We start from the raw sequence: 25,537 nt of genomic DNA, 5'->3' as shown, positions 1-25,537 counted from the left end.
ACGCGTACCGCGGCGGGCGGCGCGGCGTCACGCTGGCCGGTCCGGCGGGGCAGCGCACCTTCGAGGTGAACGTCCCGCCGGGTGTCGTGGACGGGCAGCGCATCCGGCTGGCCGGGCAGGGCGGCCGGGGCACCGGTGACGCCCCGGCCGGGGACTTGTACCTACGCGTGCGGATCCAGCCCCACCCCCGGTTCCGGCTGGACGGCCGGAACATCCACGTCCACCTTCCAGTGGCTCCCTGGGAGGCCGCGCTCGGCGCGGCCGTCCCGGTGCCCACGCCCGGGGGCACCGCCAAGGTGACGGTCCCGCCGGGCTCCTCCAGCGGCCGGCGGCTGCGGCTGCGTGGCGAGGGCATGCCCAACCCCCGCGGCCCGAACGGCGATCTGTACGCCGAGATCCGCGTCATGGTGCCGCCCCGCCTCGGTGCCCGGGAGCGGGAGCTGTTCGAGGAGCTGGGCCGTATCTCCTCCTTCGATCCTAGGAGTGAGCGATGAGCACACACGCGACCACGGCGCGGACGGATACCCGCTACGCGCCCGTGACGTCTGTCCACTACGAGCTGGTGCCCGCGCGCAGGCTCTCGCTTGAGACCGTGGCCGACCGCACCGGGCTCCATCCCGACCTGATCCGGCGTTTCGTCGCCCTGGGTCTGGTCGATGCCGGGCGTGACCACGCGGGGCGGCTGGTGTTCGCTCCTTCCGCTCCGGCGGTGCTGGCCCGGATCGAGCGGCTGCACGCCGGAATGTGCCTGAACTACGCCTCCATCGGTCTGGTGCTCGATCTGCTCGACCGTATCGACCGGCTCGAAGCCGCACTGCGCCGCAGTGGCGCGAGGAGTGATCAACCGCCATGGACATGAACCGCCTTACCCACAAGTCCCAGGAAGCCCTCCACAACGCCCAGATGACCGCGATGCGGTTCGGGCACACCGAGGTCGACGGCGAGCATCTGCTGTTCGCGCTCCTGGACCAGCCCGAGGGTCTGATTCCGCGGCTGGTCACCCAGGTGGGCGCCGACCCGGAGGCGATGGGCTCGATGCTGGAGGCCGAGCTGGCGCGCAAGCCCAAGGTCACCGGCCCCGGCGCCGCCCCCGGGCAGGTCTTCGTCACCCAGCGGCTGTCCCAGCTGCTGGATGCCGCCGAGCAGGAGGCCAAGCGGCTGAAGGACGAGTACGTCTCGGTCGAACACCTCCTCCTCGCGCTCACCGGGGAGGGGTCCGCCACCGCGGCCGGACGCGTGCTGGGGGAGCACGGCATCACCAAGGACGCGTTCCTGGGCGCGCTGACCCAGGTGCGCGGCAGCCAGCGGGTCACCTCCGCCGACCCCGAGGTGGCCTATGAGGCGCTGGAGAAGTACGGCCGGGATCTGGTCCTGGAGGCCCGCTCGGGCAAGCTGGACCCGGTGATCGGCCGGGACGCCGAGATCCGCCGGGTGACCCAGATCCTCAGCCGCAAGACGAAGAACAACCCCGTCCTGATCGGCGACCCCGGTGTCGGCAAGACCGCCATCGTCGAGGGCCTGGCCCAGCGTATCGTCCGCGGCGATGTCCCCGAGGGGCTGCGGGAGAAGACCATCTTCGCCCTGGACATGGGTTCCCTGGTGGCCGGCGCGAAGTACCGCGGGGAGTTCGAGGAGCGGCTCAAGGCCGTGCTGAGCGAGGTCACCTCCGCCCAGGGGCGGATCCTGCTGTTCGTGGACGAGTTGCACACCGTGGTCGGCGCCGGGGCGGCCGAGGGCGCCATGGACGCCGGGAACATGCTCAAGCCGATGCTGGCCCGCGGCGAGCTGCACATGATCGGCGCCACCACCCTTCAGGAGTACCGCAAACACATCGAGAAAGACGCCGCGCTGGAGCGCCGCTTCCAGATGGTGCTGGTGGACGAGCCGGGCGTGGAGGACACCATCTCCATCCTGCGCGGCCTGCGCGAGCGGCTGGAGGTCTTCCACGGCGTCAAGATCCAGGACACCGCCCTGGTCTCCGCCGCCACCCTCAGCCACCGCTACATCAGCGACCGGTTCCTTCCCGACAAGGCCATCGACCTGGTGGATGAGGCATGCGCCCGGCTGCGGACCGAGATCGACTCCATGCCCGCCGAACTGGACGAGATCACCCGCCGCGTCACCCGCCTGGAGATCGAGGAAGCCGCACTGTCCAAGGAAACCGACCCCGCCAGCCGCCAGCGGCTGGAGGAATTGCGCCGGGAACTGGCCGATCTGCGCGCCGAGGCCGACGCCAAACACGCCCAGTGGGAAGCCGAACGGCAGTCCATCCGCCGGGTGCAGGACCTGCGCCGGGAACTGGAGGAAGTGCGCCGCGAAGCCGAGGAGGCCGAACGGGCCTACGACCTCAACCGCGCCGCCGAACTGCGCTACGGCCGACTCCAGGAACTCACGCGCAAACTCACCGCCGAGGAGGAACAGCTGGCCGCCAAACAGGGCACGCACCGGCTGCTGCGCGAGGTGGTCACCGAAGAAGAGATCGCCGACATCGTCTCCGCCTGGACCGCGATACCGGTCTCCCGCCTGAAGGAAGGCGAGAGGGAGAAGCTGCTGCGCCTGGATGAGATCCTCCAGGAGCGGGTCATCGGCCAGGACGAGGCGGTCAAGCTGGTCTGCGACGCCATCATCCGGGCCCGCTCCGGCATCCGGGACCCGCGCCGCCCGATCGGCTCGTTCATCTTCCTCGGCCCCACCGGCGTGGGGAAGACCGAGCTGGCCAAAGCGCTGGCCGCCGCGCTCTTCGACACCGAGGAGAACATGATCCGCCTGGACATGAGCGAGTACCAGGAGCGGCACACCGTCAGCCGGCTGGTCGGCGCCCCACCGGGATACGTCGGCTACGAAGAGGGCGGCCAGCTCACCGAGGCAGTACGGCGCAAACCGTACTCGGTCCTGCTCTTCGACGAGATCGAAAAGGCCCACACCGATGTCTTCAACACCCTCCTCCAGGTCCTGGACGACGGCCGGATCACCGACGCCCAGGGACGGCTGGTCGACTTCCGCAACACCGTGATCATCATGACCTCCAACATCGGCTCGGTGCACCTGTTGGACGGCGTCACCTCCCAGGGCGAACTCAAACCCGACGCCCGGGCCCTGGTGATGAGCGAACTGCGCGGCCACTTCCGCCCCGAGTTCCTCAACCGGATCGATGACATCGTGCTGTTCAAACCGCTCGGCGAGCCCCAGATCGAGCAGATCGTGGAGTTGCAGTTCAACGAATTGCGCAAACGACTGGCCGAACGCCTGATCGCCGTCGAACTCAGCCCACAAGCCCGGAAGGTCATCGCCCACCAAGGCTACGACCCCGTCTACGGCGCCCGCCCACTGCGCCGCTACATCTCCCACGAAGTCGAGACCCTCATCGGACGCGCCCTGCTACGCGGCGACGTCCAAGAAGGCGCCACCGTCAACGTCGACGCCCAACACGGCGAACTCGTCGTCACCTACGAACAGCCGTCGGGCGAGCACGTCGAGGAGCGAGCCCGGCAGGAAGTCGGAGAGGCGGCGTGACCGGCCATGCCAAGCCCGAAGATCAAAGCCCAGACCATCAATTGCCCCACCTGCGGACGCGCGAACAAGATCCCCGCGGCGGCCGAGGGCGCTCCCCGGTGCGGCAACTGCAAGTCGCCGCTGCCGTGGATCGTGGACGCGGACGAGAACGACTTCGCCGAGGTCGCCGAGAAGGCGACGCCCCTCGTCGTCGTGGATCTGTGGGCGACTTGGTGCGGGCCCTGCCGGATGGTCAGCCCCGCACTTGAGCAGGTCGCCACGGAGCTGGCGGGCAAGGTCAAACTCGTCAAGGTCGACATCGACCGCAACCCGCACCTCGCCCGGCGGTTCGAGGTGCAGGCCGTGCCGACCCTGCTCATCCTGGACAAGGGGGAACTGGTCGCCCGCCGCGCGGGTGCCGCCCCGGCGGGCACCCTGCGCTCGTGGGTCGAGCAGGTGACGGCGGGCCGGCGGGACAGCAAGAGAGGGTGACGTCCATGGCCATCGAACCCGATCCGCACCTGTCCATGGTGCGCCCGGCGCCCATGGAGCCGGGCGAGAGCCGGCGCTGGTGCTACGCCCATGAGGCGCCGGCCTGATGGCAGGCGACGACCGGCCCCGTGACGCCGCTCCCGACGAGGCGGTGCCGTTCGAGACCCCGGATCTGTACGGCGCCTACCCCCGGCTGTCGCAAGCCCAGATCGCGTTCCTCGCCGAACACGGGGAGCGCTTTCGGATCGAGCCGGGCCAGGTGCTGGTCCGGGAGGGGGACCGGTGTGCGGAGTTCCTGGTCATCCTCAGCGGTTCCATCGAGATCATCGAGGACTACGGCACCCCCGACGAGCGGGTGCTGAGGGTACACGGGCCGGGGCGCTTCCTCGGCGAGCTGGGGCTCCTCCAGGGGCAGGTGGCCTTCTACACCGCCCGGGTCCGTGAGCCCGGGGAGGTGCTGTCCCTTCCGATCGACCGGCTCCGGGTGCTGGTCGCCCGCGATCCGATCCTCGGTGACCTCATCCTCCGCGCTTACCTGGGCCGCCGCGCGCTGCTCGTCGGCGCCGGCGCGGGCTTCCGCATCCTCGGCTCGCGCTACTCGCCCGACACCCGGCGGCTGCGCGAATTCGCGGCCCGCAACCGGCTGCCGCACCGGTGGATCGACCTGGAGTCGGACGAGGAGGCCGAGGCACTGCTGCGCCGCTTCTCCATCTCCCCGGAGGAGACACCGATCGTCATCTGGCGTGATCAGCGGGTGCTGCGCAACCCCAGCAACGCCGAACTGGCGCGGCTCATCGGTCTCTCCCCTCCGTCCGCCGAGGAGACCCGCAGCGATCTGATCATCGTCGGTTCCGGACCCGCCGGGCTGGCGGCCGCCGTCTATGGCGCGTCCGAGGGACTGACCACGGCCCTCCTGGACGCGATCGCCACGGGCGGCCAGGCGAGCACGTCGTCCCTCATCGAGAACTACTTCGGCTTCCCGGCCGGGATCTCCGGCTCCGACCTCGCCGAACGGGGCGAGCTCCAGGCGCGCAAGTTCGGGGCCCGGGTCTGGGTTCCCGCGGAGGCCACCTCGCTCAAGCCCGAGGAGGGTGCCTACCGCGTCACCTTCGCCGAGCGCGGCGATGTGGTGGCCCACACCGTCGTGCTGGCCACCGGCGCCAAGTACCGCAGGCTCGAAGCGCCCGGTATCGAACGCCTGGAGGGGGCGAGCATCTACTACGCGGCGACCGTGTACGAGGCCCAGCAGTGCAGCGCGGATCCGGTCGCGGTGGTCGGCGGCGGCAACTCCGCGGGCCAGGCCGTCCTCTTCCTCGCCAAGCGCGTCCCGCGGGTCCACCTGCTGGTCCGGGGCCCGGACCTCGGCGCCAAGATGTCCCGCTACCTCGTCGACCAGATCGAACGCCATCCACGGGTGAACGTGATACTCAACAGCGAGGTGCGCCAGGTGGAGGGCGACGACGTCCTGCGGGCCATCGTGGTGGAGAACAACCGCACGGGGGAGCGCCGCAAGCTGGTCGTGCGCGCGATGTTCGTCTTCATCGGGACCCAGCCCCGTACGGCGTGGCTCGGCGACGTGGTCGCCTTGGACGACCGTGGCTTCGTGCTCACCGGCGCCGCGGCGCAGGCCCGCGCGAGTGGCACGGTCTGGGAGGGCCAGGGCCGTGCCTGTCTAGGGCTGGAGACCAGCCTGCCCGGGGTCTTCGCCGCGGGCGACGTGCGCAGCGGCTCCGTCAAGCGGGTGGCCTCCGCCGCCGGCGAAGGGGCGATGGCCATCCACCAGGTCCACGAGCACCTCGGCCACACCACCGTCGACGTCGCGCGCCACCCCGATGACACAGAAGCTCCGTCCGGCCGGTTCACCGAGCCGGGCGGTGGTCACAACACATCCCCTGCCCACTAACCGACACCGGAGGTGACGGACGATGAACATGCCGGTTCGCCGACAGCAGCGAGGCCAGGGAACGGTCGAGCGCCCCAGGGGCTGGGCGCGCAATCCACTTCTGGAATTCGACGACCTCATCAACCAGATGGGCGGTCTGCTCGAATCCACGGTCGGAAGCGCGGCTCCCGCCATAGCGGCGTGGACGCCGTCCGCCGATGTGACCGAAACCGACGACGCCTATCACCTAGAACTCGAGCTCCCCGGCGTGGACCGCAAGGACGTCGACATCGAGATCAATGGTCAGGAGCTGGCCGTAACGGGGGAGATCAAGGAACGGGAGCGCAAAGGCATCATGCGGCACAGCAGTCGCCGTACCGGTCGCTTCGAGTACCGGTTGCTGCTTCCGAGCGAAGTGAACACCGAGGGCGTCACGGCGAGCATGTCCAACGGCGTGCTCACGATCACCGTCCCCAAGGCGGCGACCGCCAAGCCCCGTCACATCGAGATAACCGAGAGCAGCGAACGCCAAGGCGGCTGAGACCGCCGGGATCCGGCTCTCTCCCGCGGCGGCCCCCGCTCCGCCGGGTGCCGCCGCGGGCATCGGAAGGACTACATGATGGTTGCGACAGGCTTCTCCTCGTTCGACACCATGGTCGACAAGGCCAACCATGTCCTGAAGGAGATCGAGCACGCCTATGGGTGGCCCAAGGAGCGCCGGAAGCAGTCGTACGCCGCTCTGCGCGCGGTCCTGCACCACCTGCGGGACCGGCTGCCGGTCGATGAGGCCGTGCAGTTCGGAGCGCAGCTTCCGACCTTGCTGCGCGGCGTCTACTACGACGGGTGGAAACCCGCGGAGACGCCCGTGAAATTGAACAGCGAGGAATTCTTCCGGCGGGTCCGGCACGACTTTCCGTACGCGATCGAGGGCGACACCGAACAACTGGTGCGCACGGTCCTGCATGTCCTCGAGCACCACGTCAGCGAGGGCGAGTGGAAGGACCTCAAGGCGCGTATGCCCGCCTCGATGTCCGCGGTCATGCCCTCCTAGCCGGTCCGGCGGTCACCGCACCGCTCCCGGCATTCACAACCCCGGCGTCACAGCAGGAGATTGAAGAGCGGCCAGACCGTCTCCCAGTGCTTGGTCTGCGGATTCTTCAGGTCCGGGTAAATGATCTTGAACGCCTTGGCGAGCGCCAGGCTGAGCCCGCCGACGATCTCCGGCAACCTCGCCTCCGTCGCGTCGTCGGGTGCGCGGTCCAGCGGCGGGTGCGTGACGAGCTGATCGAGGATGGGCTTCAACTCGATCTCGTAGTCGAGGTCCCGGAAGCGGTGGATGTTCTCCTGCAGCCCCTTGGTGATCGGCAGATCCCACGGCACGATGACGTCCCGGTTGTTGGCCTTCGCGACCGCCTCGGCGATGAGCAGCAGATCGTAGACTTTGGCGTCCACGAAGTCGCTGTAGCGCTTGAGGTCGTTCTTGTCGACATCAAGTCCCGCCGCCACCCGGAAGAACCGCTCGAACCTGGGCACGGACATCACCGTCATGGTCACCAACCTCCAGTCGTCCGGCGCTGGGCGTAACCTGGCGCGCCTCGTCAGCGCCACCCTCGCTCGCCGGATGCGCGACCGCATGGGCCCCCAGGAACCAATCGCACGGCCCGGCCTGCTGCCGACAGGTCGGTGACCGCGCCAGGTCATGCTATGGGCGCGGCTCCCACCGCCGCGGCGACACTCGGGGAGCGCCGTGAGGAGCACTCGGTCAGGTCAGGGGATCACGGAGGCGGCGGACAAGTGACGGCTGTTCGGGCATGCCTCAGGCGGCCGGGCGCCACGGCGGGGCACACTGTCGCGGGACGGCTCCCGACAACCCCGCCCCGAGGTTCCCCATGGCGTTCGGACTGGCACACCGCGCGTTGCGGCCACGGGTACCTTTGCGCCACGGGGAGGGCGACAAGCACCATCTCACCAGCCTTGAGGGGCTGGCCGCGCTGTCTCTGGACGCGCTGAGCTCGGTCGCGTACGGCCCTGAGGCCATCGTGGTCGTCCTGGTCGCCGCCGGCACCGGGGCTCTTACCGCCACGCTGCCCATCACTGTCGTCATCACCGTCCTGCTCACCGTGCTGGTGATCTCCTACTGCCAGGTGATCGCCGTCCATCCGGACGGCGGCGGCGCCTACGCGGTGGCGAAGAAGAGCCTCGGGCAACGGGTGAGCCTGCTCGCCGCGGCGAGCCTGACCATCGACTACGTCCTCACCGTCGCCGTCAGCCTGGCCGCCGGTGCCGCCAGCCTCGCCTCCGCCTTCCCGATCCTCTCCTCGCATCTGCTCGCCGTCAGCCTGGTGCTGCTCGCCCTGCTCACGGCCGTGAACCTCTGGGGAGTGGCCGAGAGCGCCCGGGTGCTGATGCTGCCGACCGTGCTGTTCATCGTCAGCATGCTCGGCATCGTCGTCATGGGGATCCTGCGCTCGCACCCGGCGGCCGTCGTCGGCGCCGCCCACCCCGCCCGTGCCACCGAGGCGCTGGGCGTCCTGCTGATCCTGAAAGCGTTCTCCTCGGGCTGCTCCGCCCTGACCGGGGTGGAGGCCATCGCCAACGGCGTGCCGATGTTCCGCGAGCCGCGCATCAAGCGGGCCCAGCACACCGAGCTGATGCTGGGCTTGCTCCTCGGAGTGATGCTGCTCGGGATGGCGTATCTGATCCGCCGCGACCATGTGGCGCCGCGCGGCGGTGTGACGGTCCTCGCCCAGCTCGCCGCCGGGTCGTACGGAACCGGATGGGAGTACTACGCGACCAACCTCATCGTCACCCTCGTTCTCGCGCTCGCCGCGAACACCAGCTTCGGCGGCCTCCCGGTCCTGATGAGCCTGCTGGCGAGGGACGACCGGCTGCCCCACCTGTTCGGGCTGCGCGCGGAGCGGCCGGTGTACCGGTACGGCGTGGTGGCGCTGGCGCTGCTGTCGGCCGTGCTGCTCAACGCGGTGGGAGGCGAGACCCATCGGCTGATCCCGCTGTTCGCCATCGGGGTGTTCACCGGCTTCACCATCAGCCAGGTCGGGCTGGTACGGCACTGGGCGACCGAGCAGCCGGAAGGGTGGCTGCGCCGGGCGATGATCAACGGTCTCGGGGCCGTGCTGACCACCGGGGCCGGTCTGGTCCTGCTGACCACCAAGTTCCTCGAAGGGGCCTGGGTGGTCCTCGTCGCGGTGCCGCTGCTGATGCTGCTGTTCACCCGCGTCCAGCGCTATTACACGGCGGCCGGTGAGGAACTCGGGCTCGGGCGGATCCCGCCGCCACCGGTGCGCACCATGAGCCTGGTCATCGTCCCGCTCGGCGGCGTCAGCAGGCTCGCGCAGCGCGCGCTGACGGCGGCGCTCGCCCTGGGCGACGAGGTCGTGGCGGTCAGCGTCCAGGCCGAGCCCGAGAAGGCGCGGGCGCTGCAGGACACCTGGGAGCGCTGGAATCCCGGGGTCCGCCTGGAGATCATCGACAGCCCGCACCGCTCCCTGGTGCAGCCGATGGTCGCGTATGTGCGGCGCGAGGCCGGGGGCGGCCGGGAGGTCGCCGTGCTCATCCCCGAGGTCGAGCCCCGGCACCGGCGCTACAAGATGCTCCAGAACCAGCGCGGCCTGCTGCTGGCCACGGTCCTCAGAGCGCGTACCGATGTCGTCGTCTGCATGATGCCGTACGGCCTGAGCGTGTGAGCGGGGCCCGCTCGGCGGGGCTTGTGGTACCTCGCCTGGCGGGTGGCCGCGTGGCAAGGCGGAGGGTGACGTCCTCGACTCCGGCAAGGAGATGGAGCCGCCCGACCCCGAGGAGTCGATCCTGTGCCGCTCGAAAAGTCATCGCCGCAGGTGGGAGTGGTAATGATCACTCGCCCCCGGACGCGTCGGCCAGGAGTCGCGCCATGCCCGCCGGTCCGAAGACGTCCTGGGTGGCGAGGGCGATGCCGCCGTGCAGTCCGGATGTTCCCTTGAGCTGTGTCGCGGTGATGGTCAGTTTGCGGGTGGCCAGGGGGAGGGCGCGCTGGTACACGACGGCTCGTACGGCGGAGACCAGGTCGTCGCGGAGTTCGCTCAACGGGCCGGCCAGGATGATGCTGCGCGGGTTGAACATGTGGACCAGCACGGCCACCACCTCGCCGATCTCCGTGGCCGCCTGACGCACGGCGTGCAGTGCGGCCGGGTCGCTGTCGGCGACACGCTGGGCGAGCACACGGGTGCCGTACAACAGGTCGTCCTCGCTCGACTCGGGGATGCCGAGGCCGCGCAGGACAGCACGGTGGGAGGCGACCGCTCCGACACAGCCGACATTGCCGCAGACACACAGGACATTGTTTCCGCCGAGGGCCCGGGTGTGGCCGATGTCGCCGGCGGCGCCGTCGGCGCCGCGGTACACATCCCCGCCCGCGGTGATGAGACCGGCCCCGATACCGCTGCTGATCTTGATGCACAGTAGAGGAGCCTCCGTCCGGCCTTGTACGGCTTCGCCCAGTGCCATCAGGTTGACGTCGTTGTCCACCACGACCGGGGCGTGGAAGCGTTCCCGGAGGTACTCGGCGACGGGATAGCCGTCCCAGCCGGGCATACCGGTCGGCTGCACCGCGCAACCCTGCTCGAAGTCCACCGGCCCGGGCAGGCCGACAACCACCTCCCGCACGCGGTCGGGATCGCGGTCGTGCTTCTCCAACATCTCTCGCAGTCGCTCGCTCACCGCGTCCAGCACTGCCGGTGGGCCGGCGCCGATCGGGATGTCGACCGTGTCCTGCGCGATCAGCCGTCGGGTGAGATCGGCGATGGCCACCTGGGAGGCGGCGGTGTCGATGTCCACGGCGACGACGGTTCCGGCCTGTGGGCTGATCGTCAGCACCCGCGGCGGTCGCCCCCGGACGGACCGCCTGGACTCGACCTCTCGCAGAATGCCGTGGCCGACGAGGTACTCAACCTGCTGGGCCACCGTCGACCGGGCCAGGCCGCTGCGCCGCGCGATCTCCGCGCGGTTGGTCGCCTCCCCGGAGATCACCAGACCCAGAACCCGGCGCAGGGCGAGCGGGACCGATGTGGGGGGCAACGGTTCCTCGGCGTAGCCATCATCTTTATGCATTCCCGGGACCGTAATCCCGCCACCAGGAGGCCGTCAACGGTTATCCGCGCGCCCTGCGCTTACGGGAAGGTAGCGGAGCAGCTGACGGAAATTTGACCGCTTTTAGGACTTAAAAAAATTTAAATGTGCTCTCTTGTGCTTGCTGCGTGAACTAAACGATGGTGATGCGCAGCGCGGCGTTCAGACCGCGGTCAGCGGGTGAACGACGGAGGTGCGTCAGATGAGTGGCTCGCTTCGAGCGGTGGTTTCCGGTGGCGGGATGATCGGTGCCGTGCATGCCGCCGCGATCCGCGCGGTCGGCGGTGAACTCGCGGGAGTGGTGGCCTCGACTCCCGAGCGCAGTGCGCGAGTTGCCGAGGAGTGGCGGGTACCCGGCCGCTATCCCGACTTCGAGGCGGTGCTCTCCGACGACAGCGTATCGGTCGTCCATGTGTGCACCCCGAACGCGCTGCACGTCGGCCAGGCGGAGGCGGCGCTGCGCGCGGGGAAGCATGTGATCTGCGAGAAGCCGCTCGCCACCGCGACCGCCGACGCGGAACGGCTGACCAGGCTGGCGGAGGAGACGGGACGGGTGCTCGCGGTCCCCTTCGTCTATCGCTACCACCCCCTCGTCCGGGAGATCCGTGACCGCGGGCTGCGCGGTGACTTCGGGGCGTGGCAGCTGATCCACGGCAGCTATCTACAGGACTGGATGCTCTCCGAGAACGCGATGTCCTGGCGGGTCGACCCGTCCGAGGGCGGCCCTTCGCGGGCGTTCGCGGACATCGGCTCGCACTGGTGCGATCTCGTCGAGTGGGTCGCCGGAGTCCGCTTCACCGAACTCACCGCCAGGCTCGGCACGACGGTCGCCACCCGCCCCGCCGGTACCGGCGCCAGCTTCACATCGGTGGGCGGCGGACCACGTGTGCCGGTGCGTACCGAGGATGTAGCGACGGTCCTGCTGCGCACCGACGGCGGGGTCCTGGCCACGCTGACGGTCTCCCAGGTGTCCGCCGGCCGCAAGAACCGGCTGTGGTTCGAACTTGACGGCGCGCACGGCAGCGCGGTCTTCGACCAGGAGAACCCCGAGACCGCATGGCTCGGCGCGCAAGACGGAGCGCGGACGCTGTTCCGGGACCCCAACCACGGATCGGCCGAACAGCGACGACTCTCGCGCCTGCCCGCCGGCCACGCCCAGGGCTATGCCGACTGCTTCAACGCCTTTGTCGCCGACGCCTATGCGGCCATCCGTGGCGAGGCGCCCGAGGGCCTGCCCACCGGGGCGGATGGCGTCCGCTCGGCCCGGATCGTCGAGGCCGTCCTGACCTCTTCCGCGTCGCTCACCTGGACCGATGTCGACTCCACTGCCATAGCCCTGGAGGCCACCGCATGAAACTCGGCATGCTCACCGCCTGCCTGCCCCAGCTCTCCCTCACCGAGATCGCCTCCTGGGCGAGTGGCGCCGGATACGAGGCGCTCGAGGTCGCCGCCTGGCCCGGCACCGGTGGCCGGGACTTCGAGGCCGCTCACCTTCCGGTGACCGGCTTCGACAGCCGTGCCGCCGACGAGACCCGGGCGCTGCTCGACTGCCACGGCCTCGACATCTCCGCGCTCGCCTACTACGAGAACAACCTCCACCCCGACAGCGCGCGCCGCGCGGAGATCCACGCCCATCTCCGGGCGGTGATCGACGCTGCGGCGGCCCTCGATGTCCCGTACGTGGGCACCTTCGTGGGCCGCGACTGGACCCTGCCGGTGGCGCGGAACCTGGAAGAGGCCGAGAAGGTATTCCCCGAACTCGTCGAGTACGCGGGGGAGAAGGGCGTCCGCCTCATCATCGAGAACTGTGTGATGGAGGGCTGGCACCCGGACGGCTATCCGGGCAACCTGGCCTATTCGCCCGAGCTGTGGGAGTGGATGTTCTCCCTCGGGCTGTATCTGAACTGGGATCCGTCGCATCTGACGTGGATCGGTGTCGACCCGGTGAAGACCATCGCGCCGTATGCGGACAGGATCGTGCACGCCCAGGCCAAGGACCTCCAGATCCTGCCCGGTGCGATCGACCGCTACGGGGTCTTCGGGAAGGCCGTCCGGCGGGAGGACCCGTGGGACACCGGCTGGTGGCGCTACCGCGTACCCGGCCGGGGCCAGGTCGACTGGAACGCCGTGGTGGACGCCCTCTACGAGCACGGTTTCACCGGGACCCTCTCCGTCGAACACGAGGACCCGGTGTGGAGCGGAACCGAGGAGCGGGTCAAGACCGGCCTGGAGATCGCCCACCGGACACTTCGGCCTTTGATCGTCGCGTGATCGCCGCCGACATCCACCCCCTTACGACCGCAGGAGACTCATGGCTCAGCAACAAGCACGGCACCGCATCGGGATCCTGGGCGCGGGCAACATCTTCGGCCGCTATGTCGAAGGACTGCGCACCTTTCCGGAACTCGACGTGATCCGTGTGGCCGACGTCGACACGGCCCGCGCGAAGCAGGCCGCGTCCGAGTACGCCATACCGGCCTGGGGCGATGCCGATGAGCTGTTCGAGGACGAGGCCGTCGAGATCGTCATCAATATCACTCCGCCGCGGTTCCATGCGAAGACCATCATGGCCGCGCTGGAGGCGGGCAAGCACGTCTACGTCGAGAAGCCGCTAGCCGCCACCGTCGAGGAGGCCCGCGAGGTCCTCGACGCCGCCGAGCGCGGTGGGAGGCTGCTGGGGTCGGCCCCGGACACCTTCCTCGGCAGCGCCGTGCAGACCGCCCGGCAGGCGATCGACACCGGCCTGATCGGCGAACCCGTCGGCGCCACCGCCTTCGTGCGGTCCAGCAGGTCCGAGACCTGGCACCCGGACCCCCGGGCCTTCTACGGGCCGGGCGGCGGGCCCGTGCTCGACATGGGCCCCTACTATCTGGCTGCGCTCGTCAACTGCCTCGGGCCGGTCCGGCAGGTGTCCGCCGCCACCCGCATCGGTGCGAAGACCCGCGAGGTCACCAGCCCCGAGCGGGTGGTCGACGAGATCACCGTTGAGGTCCCCACCCATGCCTCGGCCGTGCTGACCTTCGCCTCCGGAGTCATCGGCACCACCCTGATGAGCTTTGACGTCTGGGACACCGAGCTGCCCCGTATGGAGATCTACGGCACCGAGGGCACCCTCTCGCTGCCCAACCCCAACTGCTTCGACGGCGATGTCCGGGTCAAGCGCCACCACGACGACGCCTGGGAGGTGCTCACCCCGGTCACCGAACTCTTCGGCGCCGTGGACACCCCCGAGCAGCACCGCCGTGGCCTCGGCGTACACGACCTCGCGGGCGCCATCCACGGTGGCCCGCACCGCGCCAATCCGCAGTTCGCCTTCCACACTCTCGAGGTGCTGGCCGCCTTCGAGACCGCGCAGCGGGAGAACCGGGTCGTCGCACTGGAGAGCAGCTGCGAACGCCCCCAGCCGCGCCACACCCACTGACCCGGTCGGCCATCGGCCACGGAAAGGACCACAGACGATGAAGATCAGGCAGGACCGCCTCGCCATCAACCCGCTGCAGTGGGTCGCGAGCGCCGACGGCTGGATCGACCCCACACTCGCCCCGCCGCTCGACCGGCAGCTGGAGGTCATCCGCGACGCGGGCATCAAAGCCTTGCACACCGCGGTGCCCGGTGACATGACCCCGAAGGAGTACGCGGCCCGCCTCGCCGGCCACGGCATCAGCCCCGCGCCCGGCTACATCGCGGTCCGGCTCACCGAGGACGAGGCGGAGAAGCGCACGTTCTGTGAGAACGCGGCGCGCACCGCGGAACAGCACGCGGAGCTGGGCGTGCCCACCGTCTTCCTCGCCATGGGAATGGCGAAGGACGCCGAGCGGGTGGCCCGGCCCGCGGTCGGCCACCTCGCGGACCGGGACCGGCTGGAGCGGGTACGGGACCTGCTGGCCGAGATCGCCGAGGTCATCCGGGCACACGGGATCACCCCCGCCTTCCACCCGCATGTGGGCACCTGGGCCGAGACCGAGGAGGAGACCCGCTTCGTCCTGGACACCGTCGACGCGTCCGTCCTCGGATTCGGACCGGACATGGGCCATCTGGCCTGGGCGGGCGCAGATGCCGCACGGCTGGTGCGCGACTACGCGGACCGGGTGGCGAGCGTCCACATCAAGGACCTGGACCTCGGCCTCGCGGCCAGGGGCAGGGAAGCGGGCTGGGACTACCGGAAGACGGTGCTTGCGGGGCTGTGGTCGGAGCCGGGCCACGGAAACGCCGACATCGAGGGCTTCGTCGGCGCGCTGCCGGACGACTTCGACGGCTGGCTGATCATCGAGGTCGACCGGGGGGCCAGGCCGACCCCCGAGGAGAGCGTGCGGCTGTGCGGTCACTGGGCCGCCGACTACGCGCAGCCGTGACCGGGTTACGCGGAGCACGACCTGCCGTGCGCGGCAGGAGACGGGACGACCCGGGGGGACATCGAGGTGGATTCGTAACATGAACCGGCTGGAGAGAGAATGCGCAAGACAGTGGCGATCATCGGCGCCGGACTTCTGACAGCGACAGTGGCCGCCTGTGGCGGCGGTACACAGGCCGCCGCCGGCAAAGACAAGACATTGACCCTCGCCGAGTCGGTCGCGGCCACGCCGTGGGATCTGGCCAAGGCGAGCATGGGCCCCGAGTCCCAGTACTACCAGCCGGTCTTCGACACACTGGTCCGGCTCGACACCAAGGGTGAGCCGACCCCCAACCTGGCCACGTCATGGTCGTACGACAAGGCGCAGACGACGCTGACACTGAAGCTGCGCAAAGGGGTGAAGTTCACCGATGGCACCGTCCTCGACGCCGACGCCGTCAAGCAGTGCTTGCTGCACACCAAGAGCGGTACCGGCACCGCCGCCGGTGAGATCCGGGACATCACCGGTGTCGAGGTGGTCGACGCCCACACCGTGGCGGTCAAGCTGAGCCACCCCACCGCGTCCCTGCTGTCGGCGCTGGGCCAGGTCTCCGGCATGATCGCCAGCCCCAAGTCGCTCAAGGACCCGAAGACCCCGGTCGGCTCGGGCCCGTACAAGCTGGACACGTCGGCCACCACCGCGGGCCAGACGTATACGTACACGCGCAACGCCGACTTCTGGAACACCAAGGCCTTCCCCTACGACAAGGTCGTCATCAAGTACCTGTCCGACCCGACCGCGCGCACCAACGCACTGCTCTCCGGCCAGATCGACGGCGCCACCCTCAATCTCAACCGGGTCAAGACCGTCAAGGGCCGCAGCCTGAACGTCATCACCTACCAGCCCGGCGACGTCGAGGGTCTCTACATATGGGACCGCGCCGGAAAGAAGGTCCCGGCACTGGGCAAGGTCAAGGTCCGTCAGGCGCTCAACTACGCCTTCGACAAGAAGGCCATGCTCAAGTCGGCCAAGACCGGACTCGGCACGCCCACCGCGCAGCTGTTCGCGCCCGGTGAGGACGGCTACGACGTCCGGCTCGAGGACACCTACTCCTACGATCCGGCCAAGGCCAGGAAGCTGCTGGCCGAGGCCGGCTACCCGCACGGCTTCTCCGTCACCCTCCCGGACCTCTCCGCGATCTTCCCGCAGGAGCAGGCCGCGCTCACCCAGTCCCTCAAGGACATCGGCATCAAGGTGAAGCTGGACAACGTGCCCGGCGACCAGATCTTCAGCAGCATGCTGTCCGGCAAGTACGCGATGTCGTACTTCAAACTCGGCGCGCCCACGGCATGGGACAAGGTCCAGCTGCAACTGGCTAAGAAGTCGACCTGGAACCCCTTCAAGTACGACGACCCGAAGGCCGACGGTCTCATCACGCGCATCGGCGAGGCCACCGGAGCCAAGCGGATGACGTTGTTCAAGGAACTCAACGCCTATGTCGTCGACCAGGCGTGGAACGCGCCCTGGAGCGTCGTGGCCAACGCGTACGGCACCGCGAAGGACGTGAAGGTGACGGAGCAGGCCGGCGTCCAATACCCACCGCTCTACAACTACACCCCGGCGGCGAAGTAGCCACCGGGCCGTTCCGACGCATGGAAGGAGGAAACCGGTCGTGCTTGTCTTCTTGATCCGGCGCATCGCCGCCGGCGCCACCTTGGTGGTCACCGTGGCCACCGCGACGTTCCTGCTGCTGAACCTCACGGGGACCGACGTCGCCCGCAACATCCTGGGCGAGACCGCCACACGGTCCGCCGTGACCGCCAAGAGCCATGAACTCGGCCTGGACCAGCCCCTGGTGGAGCGCTACTGGCACTGGGCCGAGCAGGCCCTGCGGGGCAACCTGGGCAGCTCGTGGTTCACCGGGGACCCGGTGAACCAGTCCCTGGTGGACACCTTGCCGGTCACTCTCTCCATCGTGCTCGCCGGCCTGCTGATCGCCGCGGTCCTCAGCGTCGCCCTGGGCACGGCGGCGGCGCTGCGCGGTGGCTGGGTGGATCGTGTGGTGCAGTTCGCCGCGGTGCTGGGCACCGCGGTGCCCAGCTTCCTGATCGCTCTCGTCCTTTCGGTCACCCTGGCGGTCCAGCTCGGATGGCTGCCCGCCACCGGCTATGTCCCCCTCGCCACCTCCGTCCTCGACTGGCTCCGCTCGATCGCCCTGCCCGCGGTGTCGCTGGCCGTCGCCGCGACGGCCGCCACCGCGATGCAGGTGCGGGGCGCGCTGATCGATGTGCTGCGCGCCGACTTCGTGCGCACCTTGCGCAGCCGGGGCCTGAGCACCCGCAGCATCGTGTTCCGGCATGCGCTGCGCAACGCCGCCCCGCCCGCCCTGACCGTGCTGGCCCTGCAGTTCATCGGGCTGATCAGCGGCGCCGTCGTGGTGGAGAAGGTGTTCGGCCTGCCGGGCATCGGCACCCTCGCCAACTCGGCCGCCGTACGCGGTGACGCGCCCGTGCTGCTCGGCACGGTCGTGGTCACCGTCAGCATCGTCGTCGCCGTCAATCTGCTGCTGGACATCGCGTACGGCTGGCTCAACCCGAAGGTGCGTGTCTCATGACCACAGTGGAGTCCGCTCCGGTCCCCAAGCGGGACCGCCTCATTCGCCGGACGTCGCGTGATCCGGTGGCCGTCGGCTCTCTGGCGGTCCTGACCCTGGTGGTGGTAGCGAGCCTGGCGGCGCCCCTGTTCACCGACTACGCCCCCGACCGCAGCGTCATGGCGGACACCCTCGCGCCCGCCTCGGGCGCCCATCCGCTCGGCGCCGACGGCGTCGGCCGGGACGTGCTCTCGCGGCTGCTGTACGGAGGCCGCACCAGCCTCCTGGGCGGCGCTCTCGCCGTTCTCGTCGCCTTCGCCGTCGGCGGGCCGCTCGGTGTGATCAGCGGCTACTTCCGCGGCTGGTTCGACGCCGTGGCCGGCTGGATCGTCAACGTCATCATGGCCGTGCCCGCCATCATCGTGATGCTCGTGGTGATGGCCGCCGTCTCGCAGGACCTCAACGTGGCCATGGTCGTCCTCGGCGTCATCATGGCCCCGATGGTCTTCCGGCTCATCCGGGCGTCCGTGATCGCGGTCCGCGAGGAGCTGTACGTCGACGCCGCCCGCGTCTCCGGACTCGGCGACGGGCGCGTCATGCGCCGCCATGTGCTGCCCGTGGTCGTCGCGCCGTCGGTCATCCAGGCGACCCAGGTGTTCGCCGTGGCGATCGGCATCCAGGCCGGGCTGGCCTTCCTCGGCCTGGGTAAGGCGTCCCAGGCCAGCTGGGGCGCGATGCTGGGCGACGCCTTCACCAACGTCTACAACGCGCCCGTGCTGCTGGTGTGGCCGGGCGCCGCGATGGGCCTGACCATCCTGGCGGCGAATCTGCTGGGCAACGCGGTGCGCGACGCGCTGGGTACGTCCGAGCCGCGGGTGGCGAAACGCCGCACGCGAGTCGCGCGGAGCGCCGCGGCCCCCGTGGCCGAGCCGCCCGCGGATCGCCTCCTCACCGTGGAGGGGCTGCGCGTCAGCTATCCGACGCCCGGCGGCGACAAGACGGTGGTCGACGGGGTGAGCCTGGCGGTGGCCCGTGGTGAGGTGCTCGGCCTGGTCGGCGAGTCCGGTTCCGGCAAGAGCCAGACCGGATTCTCCGTCCTCGGACTGCTGCCGAGCGAGGCCGAGGTGACGGCGGACCAGCTCTTCTTCGACGGAAAGGAGCTGCTGGGTCTCAGCGTCGCCGAGCTCAACGCCCTGCGCGGGCGTGGCATCGGCTACATCCCCCAGGAACCCATGTCCAACCTGGACCCCTGCTTCCGGATCGGCTCCCAGCTCATGGAGCCCATCGTCAAGCACCTGGGGCTGTCCCGGTCCGAGGCCCGCACCAAGGCGCTCGGGCTCCTGGATCGGGTCGGCATCCCGGACCCGGAGCGGGTGTTCAGGTCGTATCCGCACCAGATCTCCGGCGGCATGGCCCAGCGCGTCCTCATCGCCGGCGCCGTGTCCTGCGACCCGCAGCTGCTCATCGCCGATGAGCCGACCACGGCGCTCGACGTCACCGTGCAGGCCGAGGTGCTCGACTTGATGCGCTCGCTCCAGCAGGAGCGCGAGATGGCGATGATCCTCGTGACCCACGACTTCGGTGTCGTGGCCGACATCTGCGACCGGGTCGCGGTGATGCAGAAGGGCCGCATCGTGGAGACAGCGCCGGCCCGGCAGATTTTCGCGGCGCCCGACCACGCGTACACCCGCATGCTCCTGGAGTCGACGCTGGAAGGCGGGCCCGCGCGTGGTGCGCTACGTGCCCTGGACAAGCCCCTCAAGGAGGTGACGTCATGACCGCTCCGCTCCTCGAACTCGACGACGTCGTGGTGGAGTACCCCGGAAAGGGCCGCGGCAAGAAGCCCTTCCGCGTCCTGCACGGTATCTCCCTGTCCATCGCGCCCGGCGAGACCCTCGGCCTGGTCGGCGAGTCCGGCTCCGGCAAGACGACCCTGGGCCGGGCCGTCCTCGGCCTCGCACCCGTCACCGGCGGCGAGATCCGGTACGAGGGAAGGGCCATCTCCCGGCTCGGCAAGCGGGAGCGGCGGGCGTTGAGCAAGGACATCCAGGTGGTCTTCCAGGATCCGTTCACTTCGCTGAACCCGGCCATGACGGTTATGGACATCCTCACCGAGCCGCTGCTGGTGACCGGTGTCGCGCGTGCGGAGGCGGAAGCCCGGGTGCAGAAGCTGTTGGACTACGTGTACCTCCCCCAGGACTCGGCCCGTCGGCTGCCCCGGGAGTTCTCCGGCGGCCAGCGCCAGCGCATCGCCATCGCCCGCGCCCTGTGCCGGGACCCGAAGCTGATCGTCTGCGACGAGCCGGTCAGCGCCCTCGACCTGACGACCCAGGCCCGGGTGCTCGACCTGTTCATCGAGATCCAGGAGGCCACGGGCGTGGCGTACCTCTTCGTCACCCATGACCTGTCCGTGGTCCGGCACATCAGCCACCGGGTGGCCGTGCTGTACCGCGGCGACATCGTGGAGACGGGCGCCGCCGCCCAGGTCACCGAGGCACCGGAACACGCCTACACCAAGCGGCTGCTGCTCGCCGCGCCGGTACCGGACCCCGAGCGGCAGGCACGGCGCCGCGCGGAGCGGCTGAAGCTGGCCGCGTCATGACCGATGTCGTCGCCACCCTGACCCGCTACCTCACCCTGTGCGACGTGCCCGCGAGCGCCGAGGGCGAGCTGGGGGACCTGTTCACCGAGGACGCCGTGTGGGAGGGCGGCGGAGCCGCGTATGCCGAGAAGTTCGGCCGCACTGAGGGCCGTGCGGCGATCGTCGAGATGCTGTCGGGCTACCTGCCGCCCAACCCGCACTTCCAAACCAACGTCCATCTGCTGTTCCCCGGCACTGTGGACGTCGGCGGGACGACAGCGCGGGGGAGTTGGCCGATGCAGCAGCTCTCACGTTATGAGTCCGGGGACAGCGAGATCATGGTCGCCCGCCTGGACGTGACCTTCCGCCTCGATGCCGACCGACCCCGGATCTCCACCTTCCGTACCGAACGGCTCTTCACCTCACCGCTGACGGGGGAGCGATGACGGCCCGCACGATGCTCCTGACCTGCTACGCCGACACCCACAACTACGGCTGGCACCACGTCGACCTGTTCGTCCACGACAGCACCGGCCGGGAGGTCAACTGGGTGCACTGGCAGGTCGACGAGGACGGCCCCGACGGTGCCGACCAGGCGACCGCCCGCGTCGAACCCACCCTGCGCCGCACGACCGAGTGGCGGCACGGGATCAGCGCCGACGGCAGCGAGTACTGGACCGCCCAGGCCGCCTGGGACGGCTGAGCGTTCCGGGACGGCTGAGATGTGCCTCGTCTACATCCTGGACGACGACGAGGAGCTGAGCGAATCGCTCGCCTGGCTCCTGGAGTCGGTCGGCATCCGCTCCGAGTGCTTCCAGGACGCCCGGACCTTTCTGCGCTCCTACGACCGCGGTCGGCCGGCCTGCCTGGTGCTCGACGTCCGCATGCCCGAACTCAGCGGATTCGGCGTCCAGGAGCTGCTGAACGAGACGGGGTCGCCGCTGCCGGTCGTCTTCGTCTCCGCACACGGTGACATCCGGATGTCCGTGCGCGCCATGCAGAACGGCGCCGTCGACTTCCTGGAGAAACCATACGACCCCCAGCACATGCTCGACGTCGTGCAGGCCGCCCGGCGCACGGCCCGCGAGCGCTTCGAACTGGCCGCCCGGCGAAGCGAGCTGCGCGCCAAGCTGGACGGGCTGACCGTACGGGAGAGGGAAGTGCTCGCCCTCTCCGTCGAAGGCGAGCCGAACAAGCGGATCGCCGGCCGGCTCGGCATCAGCGCCAAGACCGTCGACGTACACCGGGCCCGCGTCCGGGAGAAGACCGGTGCGGAGAGCATCGCCACGCTCGTGCGCGACGTGCTCCGGCTGGGGCTGCGTCTCCCGGCGGGCGAATGAGAGGAACGACCGTGTCCAGGCTCGCACCGGCCGACTTCCGGGAGCTCACCCAAGCCCTGAAGTACTGCGTCCTGCTGCACGACGCCCGCACTTACGAGATCCTCTGGGCCAATCGCGCTGCCTGCGACCTGCTCGGCTGGACCGTCGATGAGCTACGGCCGCTCAAGGCGCCGGAGATGAGCAAGAACGCCCGGGAGTACAGCCGCGAGTTCGGCCACCGCTGGCTCGGGCAGGCCGTCGAACACGGCATCAGTGCCACCGAGTGGTGCTACCGGTCCAAGAGCGGCGAGGAAATCCTCACCGAGGCGATCGCCATCCGGGTCGACCTGCCGGCGCGGGCGGTGGTGATGGTCCAGTTCCGGGACATCGCCGAGGAGAAGGCGGTCCGCCGTGATCTGTTCCGCACCGAGAGCAGGCTGCGTACCTTCCTGGGCAGCCTTGCCGAGGGCATCGTCGTCCTCGACGACGCGGACCGTGTCGTCTTCGCCAGCGAGTCGGCCGCGCGACTGCTCGGCGAGGACCTCCACGGAGCGGACTTCGCCGACTACTGCCGCGACGGGGCCGTGCCGGCCCGGGAAGGCCGCTACCGGTTCGCCGCACCGGGAAGTGCGCCGCGCTGGTACGCGGCGACCTGCCAGTACATCGAGATCGAGAGCGACCTGCGCGGCCGGATGCTCCTCTTCTACGACATCACCGACCGGGTGTGTGCCGAGGAGGAGCACCGCCGCGACACCCAGCACCTCGATCACCTGGCCCGGTACAACGCCATGGGTGACATGGCGATGGCGATCGCCCACGAGGTGAGCCAGCCGCTCGCCGCCGCGTACAACTTCGTGGAAGGAGCGCGTGGACGGCTCGGCACGGGCGATCAGTCCGTGGCGTGGGGGCTGGACAACGCCGTCCGGCAGATCGAGCGTGCCCGGCGCATCCTGGGCAGCCTGCGGAGTTACGTGGGCCGCCTGGAGCAGTCCGAGCAACTGACCGACCTCAACGCGATCGTGCGCGACTGCGTGTACTTCGTCGAGCTGCGCGCCCAGGAGCACGCGGTGGCCGTCGAGCTCGACCTCGCCGCCGAGCCGCTGCCGGTGCGCTGCGAGAACGTGCTCATCGGGCAAGTCGTGATGAACCTCGCCTTCAACGCGATCGACGAGATGGCCCGTTGCCCGTCACTGGACCGCAGGGTGCGCATCGCCACCCGGCCGACGGCGGGCGGGGGCGCGGAACTCGCCGTCCTGGACTGGGGCCGCGGCCTGCCGCCCGGCGACCGGATCTTCGACGGCGTCTTCACCTCCAAGGAGAACGGCAGCGGCATCGGCCTGGCCCTGAGCCACCGCATCATCACCCGCCACGGGGGCCACATCGACGCCGGCCCCAACCGGCCGTGTGGCGCGGTCTTCCGGTTCACGCTGCCGGCGGACCGGACACCGTCGACTCCGGCCCCCGGCAAGACACAGGGAAAAGCCAGTCCGTGACACACCACCACCTTCGCGTCATCGGCCTCAGGGCCGAGCACCACCAGGAGCCGCTCGGCATCGGCGAGAAGCGCCCCCGGCTGTCCTGGCGGACGGTCACCGACCGGCCCGGCTGGAACCAGACGGCCTACGAGATCCGGCTGACCGACGGCAACCGCGAGGTGCGCCGCGTCCACCGCCGGTCCGCCGAGTCCGTTCTGGTGCCGTGGCCGGGCGAGGCGTTGTGCTCCCGTCGGCGGATCGGCGTGGCGGTCCGGGTGTGGGGACCGGCGGACCAGGGGCCGTCTGCCTGGTCGAAGACGCTGACCGTGGAGGCCGGGCTGCTGGAACCCTCCGACTGGTCGGCCCGTTTCGTGTCCCCCGCCTGGCCAGAACCCACCGACCGACAGGTTCCGCCGCCCGTGCTGCGTGGCCGGTTCCGGCTGCGCGCTCCCGCCCGCTCTGCCCGTCTGTACGCCACCGCCCACGGTCTGTACGAGGCCGAGATCAACGGCGCGCGCGTCGGTGACCAGGTTCTGGCCCCCGGCTGGACCCACTACACCGAGCGCCTGCGCTACCAAACGCACGACATTACCGGCATGCTGCGCGGCGGCGACAACGAGATCCGGGTTCTGCTGGCCGACGGCTGGTTCCGCGGGCGGCTCGGGTTCGGCGGCGGCCTGCGGAACATCTATGGGGACCGGCTGGCCGCCCTCGCACAGATCGAGGTGCGCTACGCCGACGGCACCGCCGAGACCTTCGGCTCCGGCCCCAACTGGCAGGCCGCGCACGGCGGGATCCGGAGCTCGGGCCTCTACGAGGGAGAGGAGTACGACGCCCGCCGCGAGCCGTCCCACTGGAGCCCGGTGGAGGTCGTGGGGGGCGACCCGGCGCGCCTGGTCGCTCCCGACGGCCCGCCCGTGCGCCGCACCGCGACCCTGGACCCGGTCGCCGCCTGGACCTCGCCCTCCGGCCGGACGATCCTCGACTTCGGCCAGAACCTCGTCGGCCGACTCCGCATCCGGGCCGGTGGAGAGCCCGGACACACGATCACTCTGCGCCATGCCGAGGTGCTGGAAGACGGGGAACTCGCGGTCCGGCCGCTCCGTGAGGCAGGGGCCACGGACACGTACACCCTGCGAGGCGGGTCCGGCGGGGAGGAGTGGGAGCCGCGGTTCACCTTCCACGGCTTCCGCTACGCCGAGATCACCGGCTGGCCCGGGGAGCTCGCGCCGGGCGACGTCAAGGCCGTCGTTTTGCACACCGACATGTGCCGCACCGGATGGTTCGAATGCTCCGAGCCGCTGTTGAACCGCCTGCACGAGAACGTGGTGTGGAGCATGCGTGGCAACTTCGTCGACATCCCCACCGACTGCCCGCAACGCGACGAGCGTCTGGGCTGGACCGGCGACCTGCAGGTCTTCGCGCCCACCGCGACATTCCTGCACCGGTGCCCGGGCTTGCTCCGCTCCTGGCTGGCGGACCTCGCCGCCGGACAGCACCCGGACGGCAGGGTTCCGATGTATGTGCCGTACATCCCCACCAGGTTCCCCGAACTGCGCGCCGCGGCCTGGGGCGACGCGGCCGTGATCGTGCCCTGGGTGATGTACGAGAGGTACGGCGACCTCCGAATTCTCGCCGACCAGTACGCCAGCATGAGGGCCTGGGTGGACGGCATCACGGCGGTCACCGGCGACCGGCACGTGTGGGACACCGACCGGCAGCTCGGCGACTGGCTCGACCCGGCCGCCCCGCCGGACCGCCCCGGCGATGCCCGGACCGACCCGCACCTGGTGGCCACCGCCTACTACGCCCACTCGGCCGAACTGCTCGCGCGCACGGCCGAGCTGCTCGGCCGCCACGGCGACCACGCCCGCTACGCCGAGCTGGCCGACGCCGTGCGGGCGGCCTTCCGCGCGGAATACCTCACCCCGGACGGCCGTCTCACCAGCGACGCGCAGACCGCGTACGCCCTCGCGCTGCGCTTCGGGCTCCTGGCCACCGACGAGCAACGCGCACGGGCCGGGCGGCGGCTGGCCGAGCTCGTCCGCCAGGAGGACTTCCACATCGGCACCGGCTTCGTCGGCACTCCGCTGATCTGCGACGCCCTGTGCGAGGCGGGGGAGTACGACACCGCCTACCGGCTCCTGCTACGGCGGACCTGCCCGTCCTGGCTCTACCCGGTCACCATGGGGGCGACCACCGTCTGGGAGCGCTGGGACAGCATGCTCCCGGACGGCACGGTCAACCCCGG

The 25,537-nt window shown here is 70.0% G+C and carries 23 protein-coding genes; 21 read left to right on the top strand and 2 right to left on the bottom strand.

The window, feature by feature from the left end:
• From GWI24_RS15075 to GWI24_RS15045, 7 genes are all read left to right on the top strand, one after another.
• On the top strand, positions 1-494 hold a 494-nt coding region (locus GWI24_RS15075; protein WP_281790033.1), incomplete at its 5' end, for a DnaJ C-terminal domain-containing protein.
• Positions 491-859: a chaperone modulator CbpM gene (locus GWI24_RS15070; protein WP_210946456.1), complete on the top strand. Its 369-nt coding sequence runs from the start codon at positions 491-493 to the stop codon at positions 857-859. The genes GWI24_RS15075 and GWI24_RS15070, both read left to right, overlap by 4 nt.
• Positions 850-3,513 (top strand): ATP-dependent chaperone ClpB, encoded by a 2,664-nt coding sequence (clpB, locus tag GWI24_RS15065; protein WP_210946455.1) that lies wholly within the window; start codon positions 850-852, stop codon positions 3,511-3,513. The genes GWI24_RS15070 and clpB overlap by 10 nt, the downstream gene beginning before the upstream one ends.
• A gap of 6 nt (positions 3,514-3,519) precedes the next feature.
• Positions 3,520-3,984, top strand: a complete 465-nt coding sequence (gene trxA, locus GWI24_RS15060; RefSeq protein ID WP_210946454.1) for a thioredoxin — start codon at positions 3,520-3,522, stop codon at positions 3,982-3,984.
• A gap of 106 nt (positions 3,985-4,090) precedes the next feature.
• Entirely contained in the window at positions 4,091-5,887 is a 1,797-nt protein-coding gene (locus tag GWI24_RS15055) for an FAD-dependent oxidoreductase (protein WP_210946453.1), read from the top strand.
• 22 nt (positions 5,888-5,909) lie between these two features.
• Positions 5,910-6,407: an Hsp20/alpha crystallin family protein gene (locus GWI24_RS15050; protein ID WP_210946452.1), complete on the top strand. Its 498-nt coding sequence runs from the start codon at positions 5,910-5,912 to the stop codon at positions 6,405-6,407.
• Positions 6,408-6,485: 78 nt separating this feature from the next.
• Complete coding sequence (locus tag GWI24_RS15045; protein ID WP_210946457.1) at positions 6,486-6,917, top strand: DUF2267 domain-containing protein; 432 nt, start codon at positions 6,486-6,488, stop codon at positions 6,915-6,917.
• Positions 6,918-6,964: 47 nt separating this feature from the next.
• Here the strand turns inward: GWI24_RS15045 and GWI24_RS15040 are convergent, their stop codons facing one another.
• The gene (locus GWI24_RS15040) at positions 6,965-7,414 is read right to left on the bottom strand and encodes a DUF1931 family protein (protein WP_210946451.1); all 450 of its coding nucleotides are present in this window, start codon (positions 7,412-7,414) and stop codon (positions 6,965-6,967) included.
• 341 nt (positions 7,415-7,755) lie between these two features.
• On the opposite strand from GWI24_RS15040, the gene GWI24_RS15035 reads away from it, so the two are divergent.
• A complete protein-coding gene (locus GWI24_RS15035) occupies positions 7,756-9,570 on the top strand; it encodes an APC family permease (protein ID WP_210946450.1) in 1,815 nt (604 codons plus the stop codon).
• Between the two features lie 166 nt (positions 9,571-9,736).
• On the opposite strand, the gene GWI24_RS15030 is transcribed toward GWI24_RS15035, so the two are convergent.
• Entirely contained in the window at positions 9,737-10,969 is a 1,233-nt protein-coding gene (locus tag GWI24_RS15030; protein WP_210946449.1) for an ROK family transcriptional regulator, read from the bottom strand.
• Positions 10,970-11,189: 220 nt separating this feature from the next.
• Between GWI24_RS15030 and GWI24_RS15025 the strand changes: the two genes are divergently transcribed.
• From GWI24_RS15025 to GWI24_RS14965, 13 genes are all read left to right on the top strand, one after another.
• Complete coding sequence (locus tag GWI24_RS15025) at positions 11,190-12,341, top strand: Gfo/Idh/MocA family protein (protein WP_210946448.1); 1,152 nt, start codon at positions 11,190-11,192, stop codon at positions 12,339-12,341.
• Positions 12,338-13,258: a sugar phosphate isomerase/epimerase gene (locus GWI24_RS15020; RefSeq protein ID WP_210946447.1), complete on the top strand. Its 921-nt coding sequence runs from the start codon at positions 12,338-12,340 to the stop codon at positions 13,256-13,258. Before GWI24_RS15025 ends, GWI24_RS15020 begins: the two co-directional genes overlap by 4 nt.
• 40 nt (positions 13,259-13,298) lie before the next feature.
• Positions 13,299-14,408: a Gfo/Idh/MocA family protein gene (locus GWI24_RS15015; protein WP_210946446.1), complete on the top strand. Its 1,110-nt coding sequence runs from the start codon at positions 13,299-13,301 to the stop codon at positions 14,406-14,408.
• Positions 14,409-14,445: 37 nt separating this feature from the next.
• Positions 14,446-15,339, top strand: a complete 894-nt coding sequence (locus tag GWI24_RS15010) for a sugar phosphate isomerase/epimerase (protein ID WP_210946445.1) — start codon at positions 14,446-14,448, stop codon at positions 15,337-15,339.
• 99 nt (positions 15,340-15,438) lie between these two features.
• A complete protein-coding gene (locus tag GWI24_RS15005) occupies positions 15,439-16,950 on the top strand; it encodes an ABC transporter substrate-binding protein (RefSeq protein ID WP_210946444.1) in 1,512 nt (503 codons plus the stop codon).
• A gap of 40 nt (positions 16,951-16,990) precedes the next feature.
• Positions 16,991-17,932 carry an ABC transporter permease gene (locus GWI24_RS15000; RefSeq protein ID WP_210946443.1) on the top strand — a complete coding sequence of 314 codons (942 nt, stop codon included), beginning with the start codon at positions 16,991-16,993 and terminating at the stop codon, positions 17,930-17,932.
• A complete protein-coding gene (locus GWI24_RS14995) occupies positions 17,929-19,689 on the top strand; it encodes a dipeptide/oligopeptide/nickel ABC transporter permease/ATP-binding protein (protein WP_210946442.1) in 1,761 nt (586 codons plus the stop codon). The genes GWI24_RS15000 and GWI24_RS14995 overlap by 4 nt, the downstream gene beginning before the upstream one ends.
• On the top strand, positions 19,686-20,513 hold the full coding sequence (locus GWI24_RS14990) for an ATP-binding cassette domain-containing protein (protein WP_210946441.1): 828 nt from the start codon (positions 19,686-19,688) through the stop codon (positions 20,511-20,513). Before GWI24_RS14995 ends, GWI24_RS14990 begins: the two co-directional genes overlap by 4 nt.
• Positions 20,510-20,938 (top strand): nuclear transport factor 2 family protein, encoded by a 429-nt coding sequence (locus GWI24_RS14985; RefSeq protein WP_210946440.1) that lies wholly within the window; start codon positions 20,510-20,512, stop codon positions 20,936-20,938. The genes GWI24_RS14990 and GWI24_RS14985 overlap by 4 nt, the downstream gene beginning before the upstream one ends.
• Positions 20,935-21,195, top strand: a complete 261-nt coding sequence (locus GWI24_RS14980) for a hypothetical protein (RefSeq protein WP_210946439.1) — start codon at positions 20,935-20,937, stop codon at positions 21,193-21,195. Before GWI24_RS14985 ends, GWI24_RS14980 begins: the two co-directional genes overlap by 4 nt.
• 19 nt (positions 21,196-21,214) lie before the next feature.
• Positions 21,215-21,832, top strand: coding sequence for a response regulator transcription factor (locus GWI24_RS14975; protein WP_210946438.1), 618 nt, complete (start codon positions 21,215-21,217; stop codon positions 21,830-21,832).
• An 11-nt stretch (positions 21,833-21,843) separates the two neighbouring features.
• The gene (locus GWI24_RS14970) at positions 21,844-23,304 is read left to right on the top strand and encodes an ATP-binding protein (RefSeq protein WP_210946437.1); all 1,461 of its coding nucleotides are present in this window, start codon (positions 21,844-21,846) and stop codon (positions 23,302-23,304) included.
• Positions 23,301-25,537: family 78 glycoside hydrolase catalytic domain (locus tag GWI24_RS14965; RefSeq protein WP_210946436.1), on the top strand; the 2,237-nt coding region annotated here is incomplete at its 3' end. The genes GWI24_RS14970 and GWI24_RS14965, both read left to right, overlap by 4 nt.

The sequence above is a fragment of the Streptomyces sp. MK37H genome (assembly GCF_018035285.1).
Lineage (GTDB): Bacteria > Actinomycetota > Actinomycetes > Streptomycetales > Streptomycetaceae > Streptomyces > Streptomyces endocoffeicus.
This window is presented reverse-complemented; position numbering and strand designations above follow the sequence as displayed.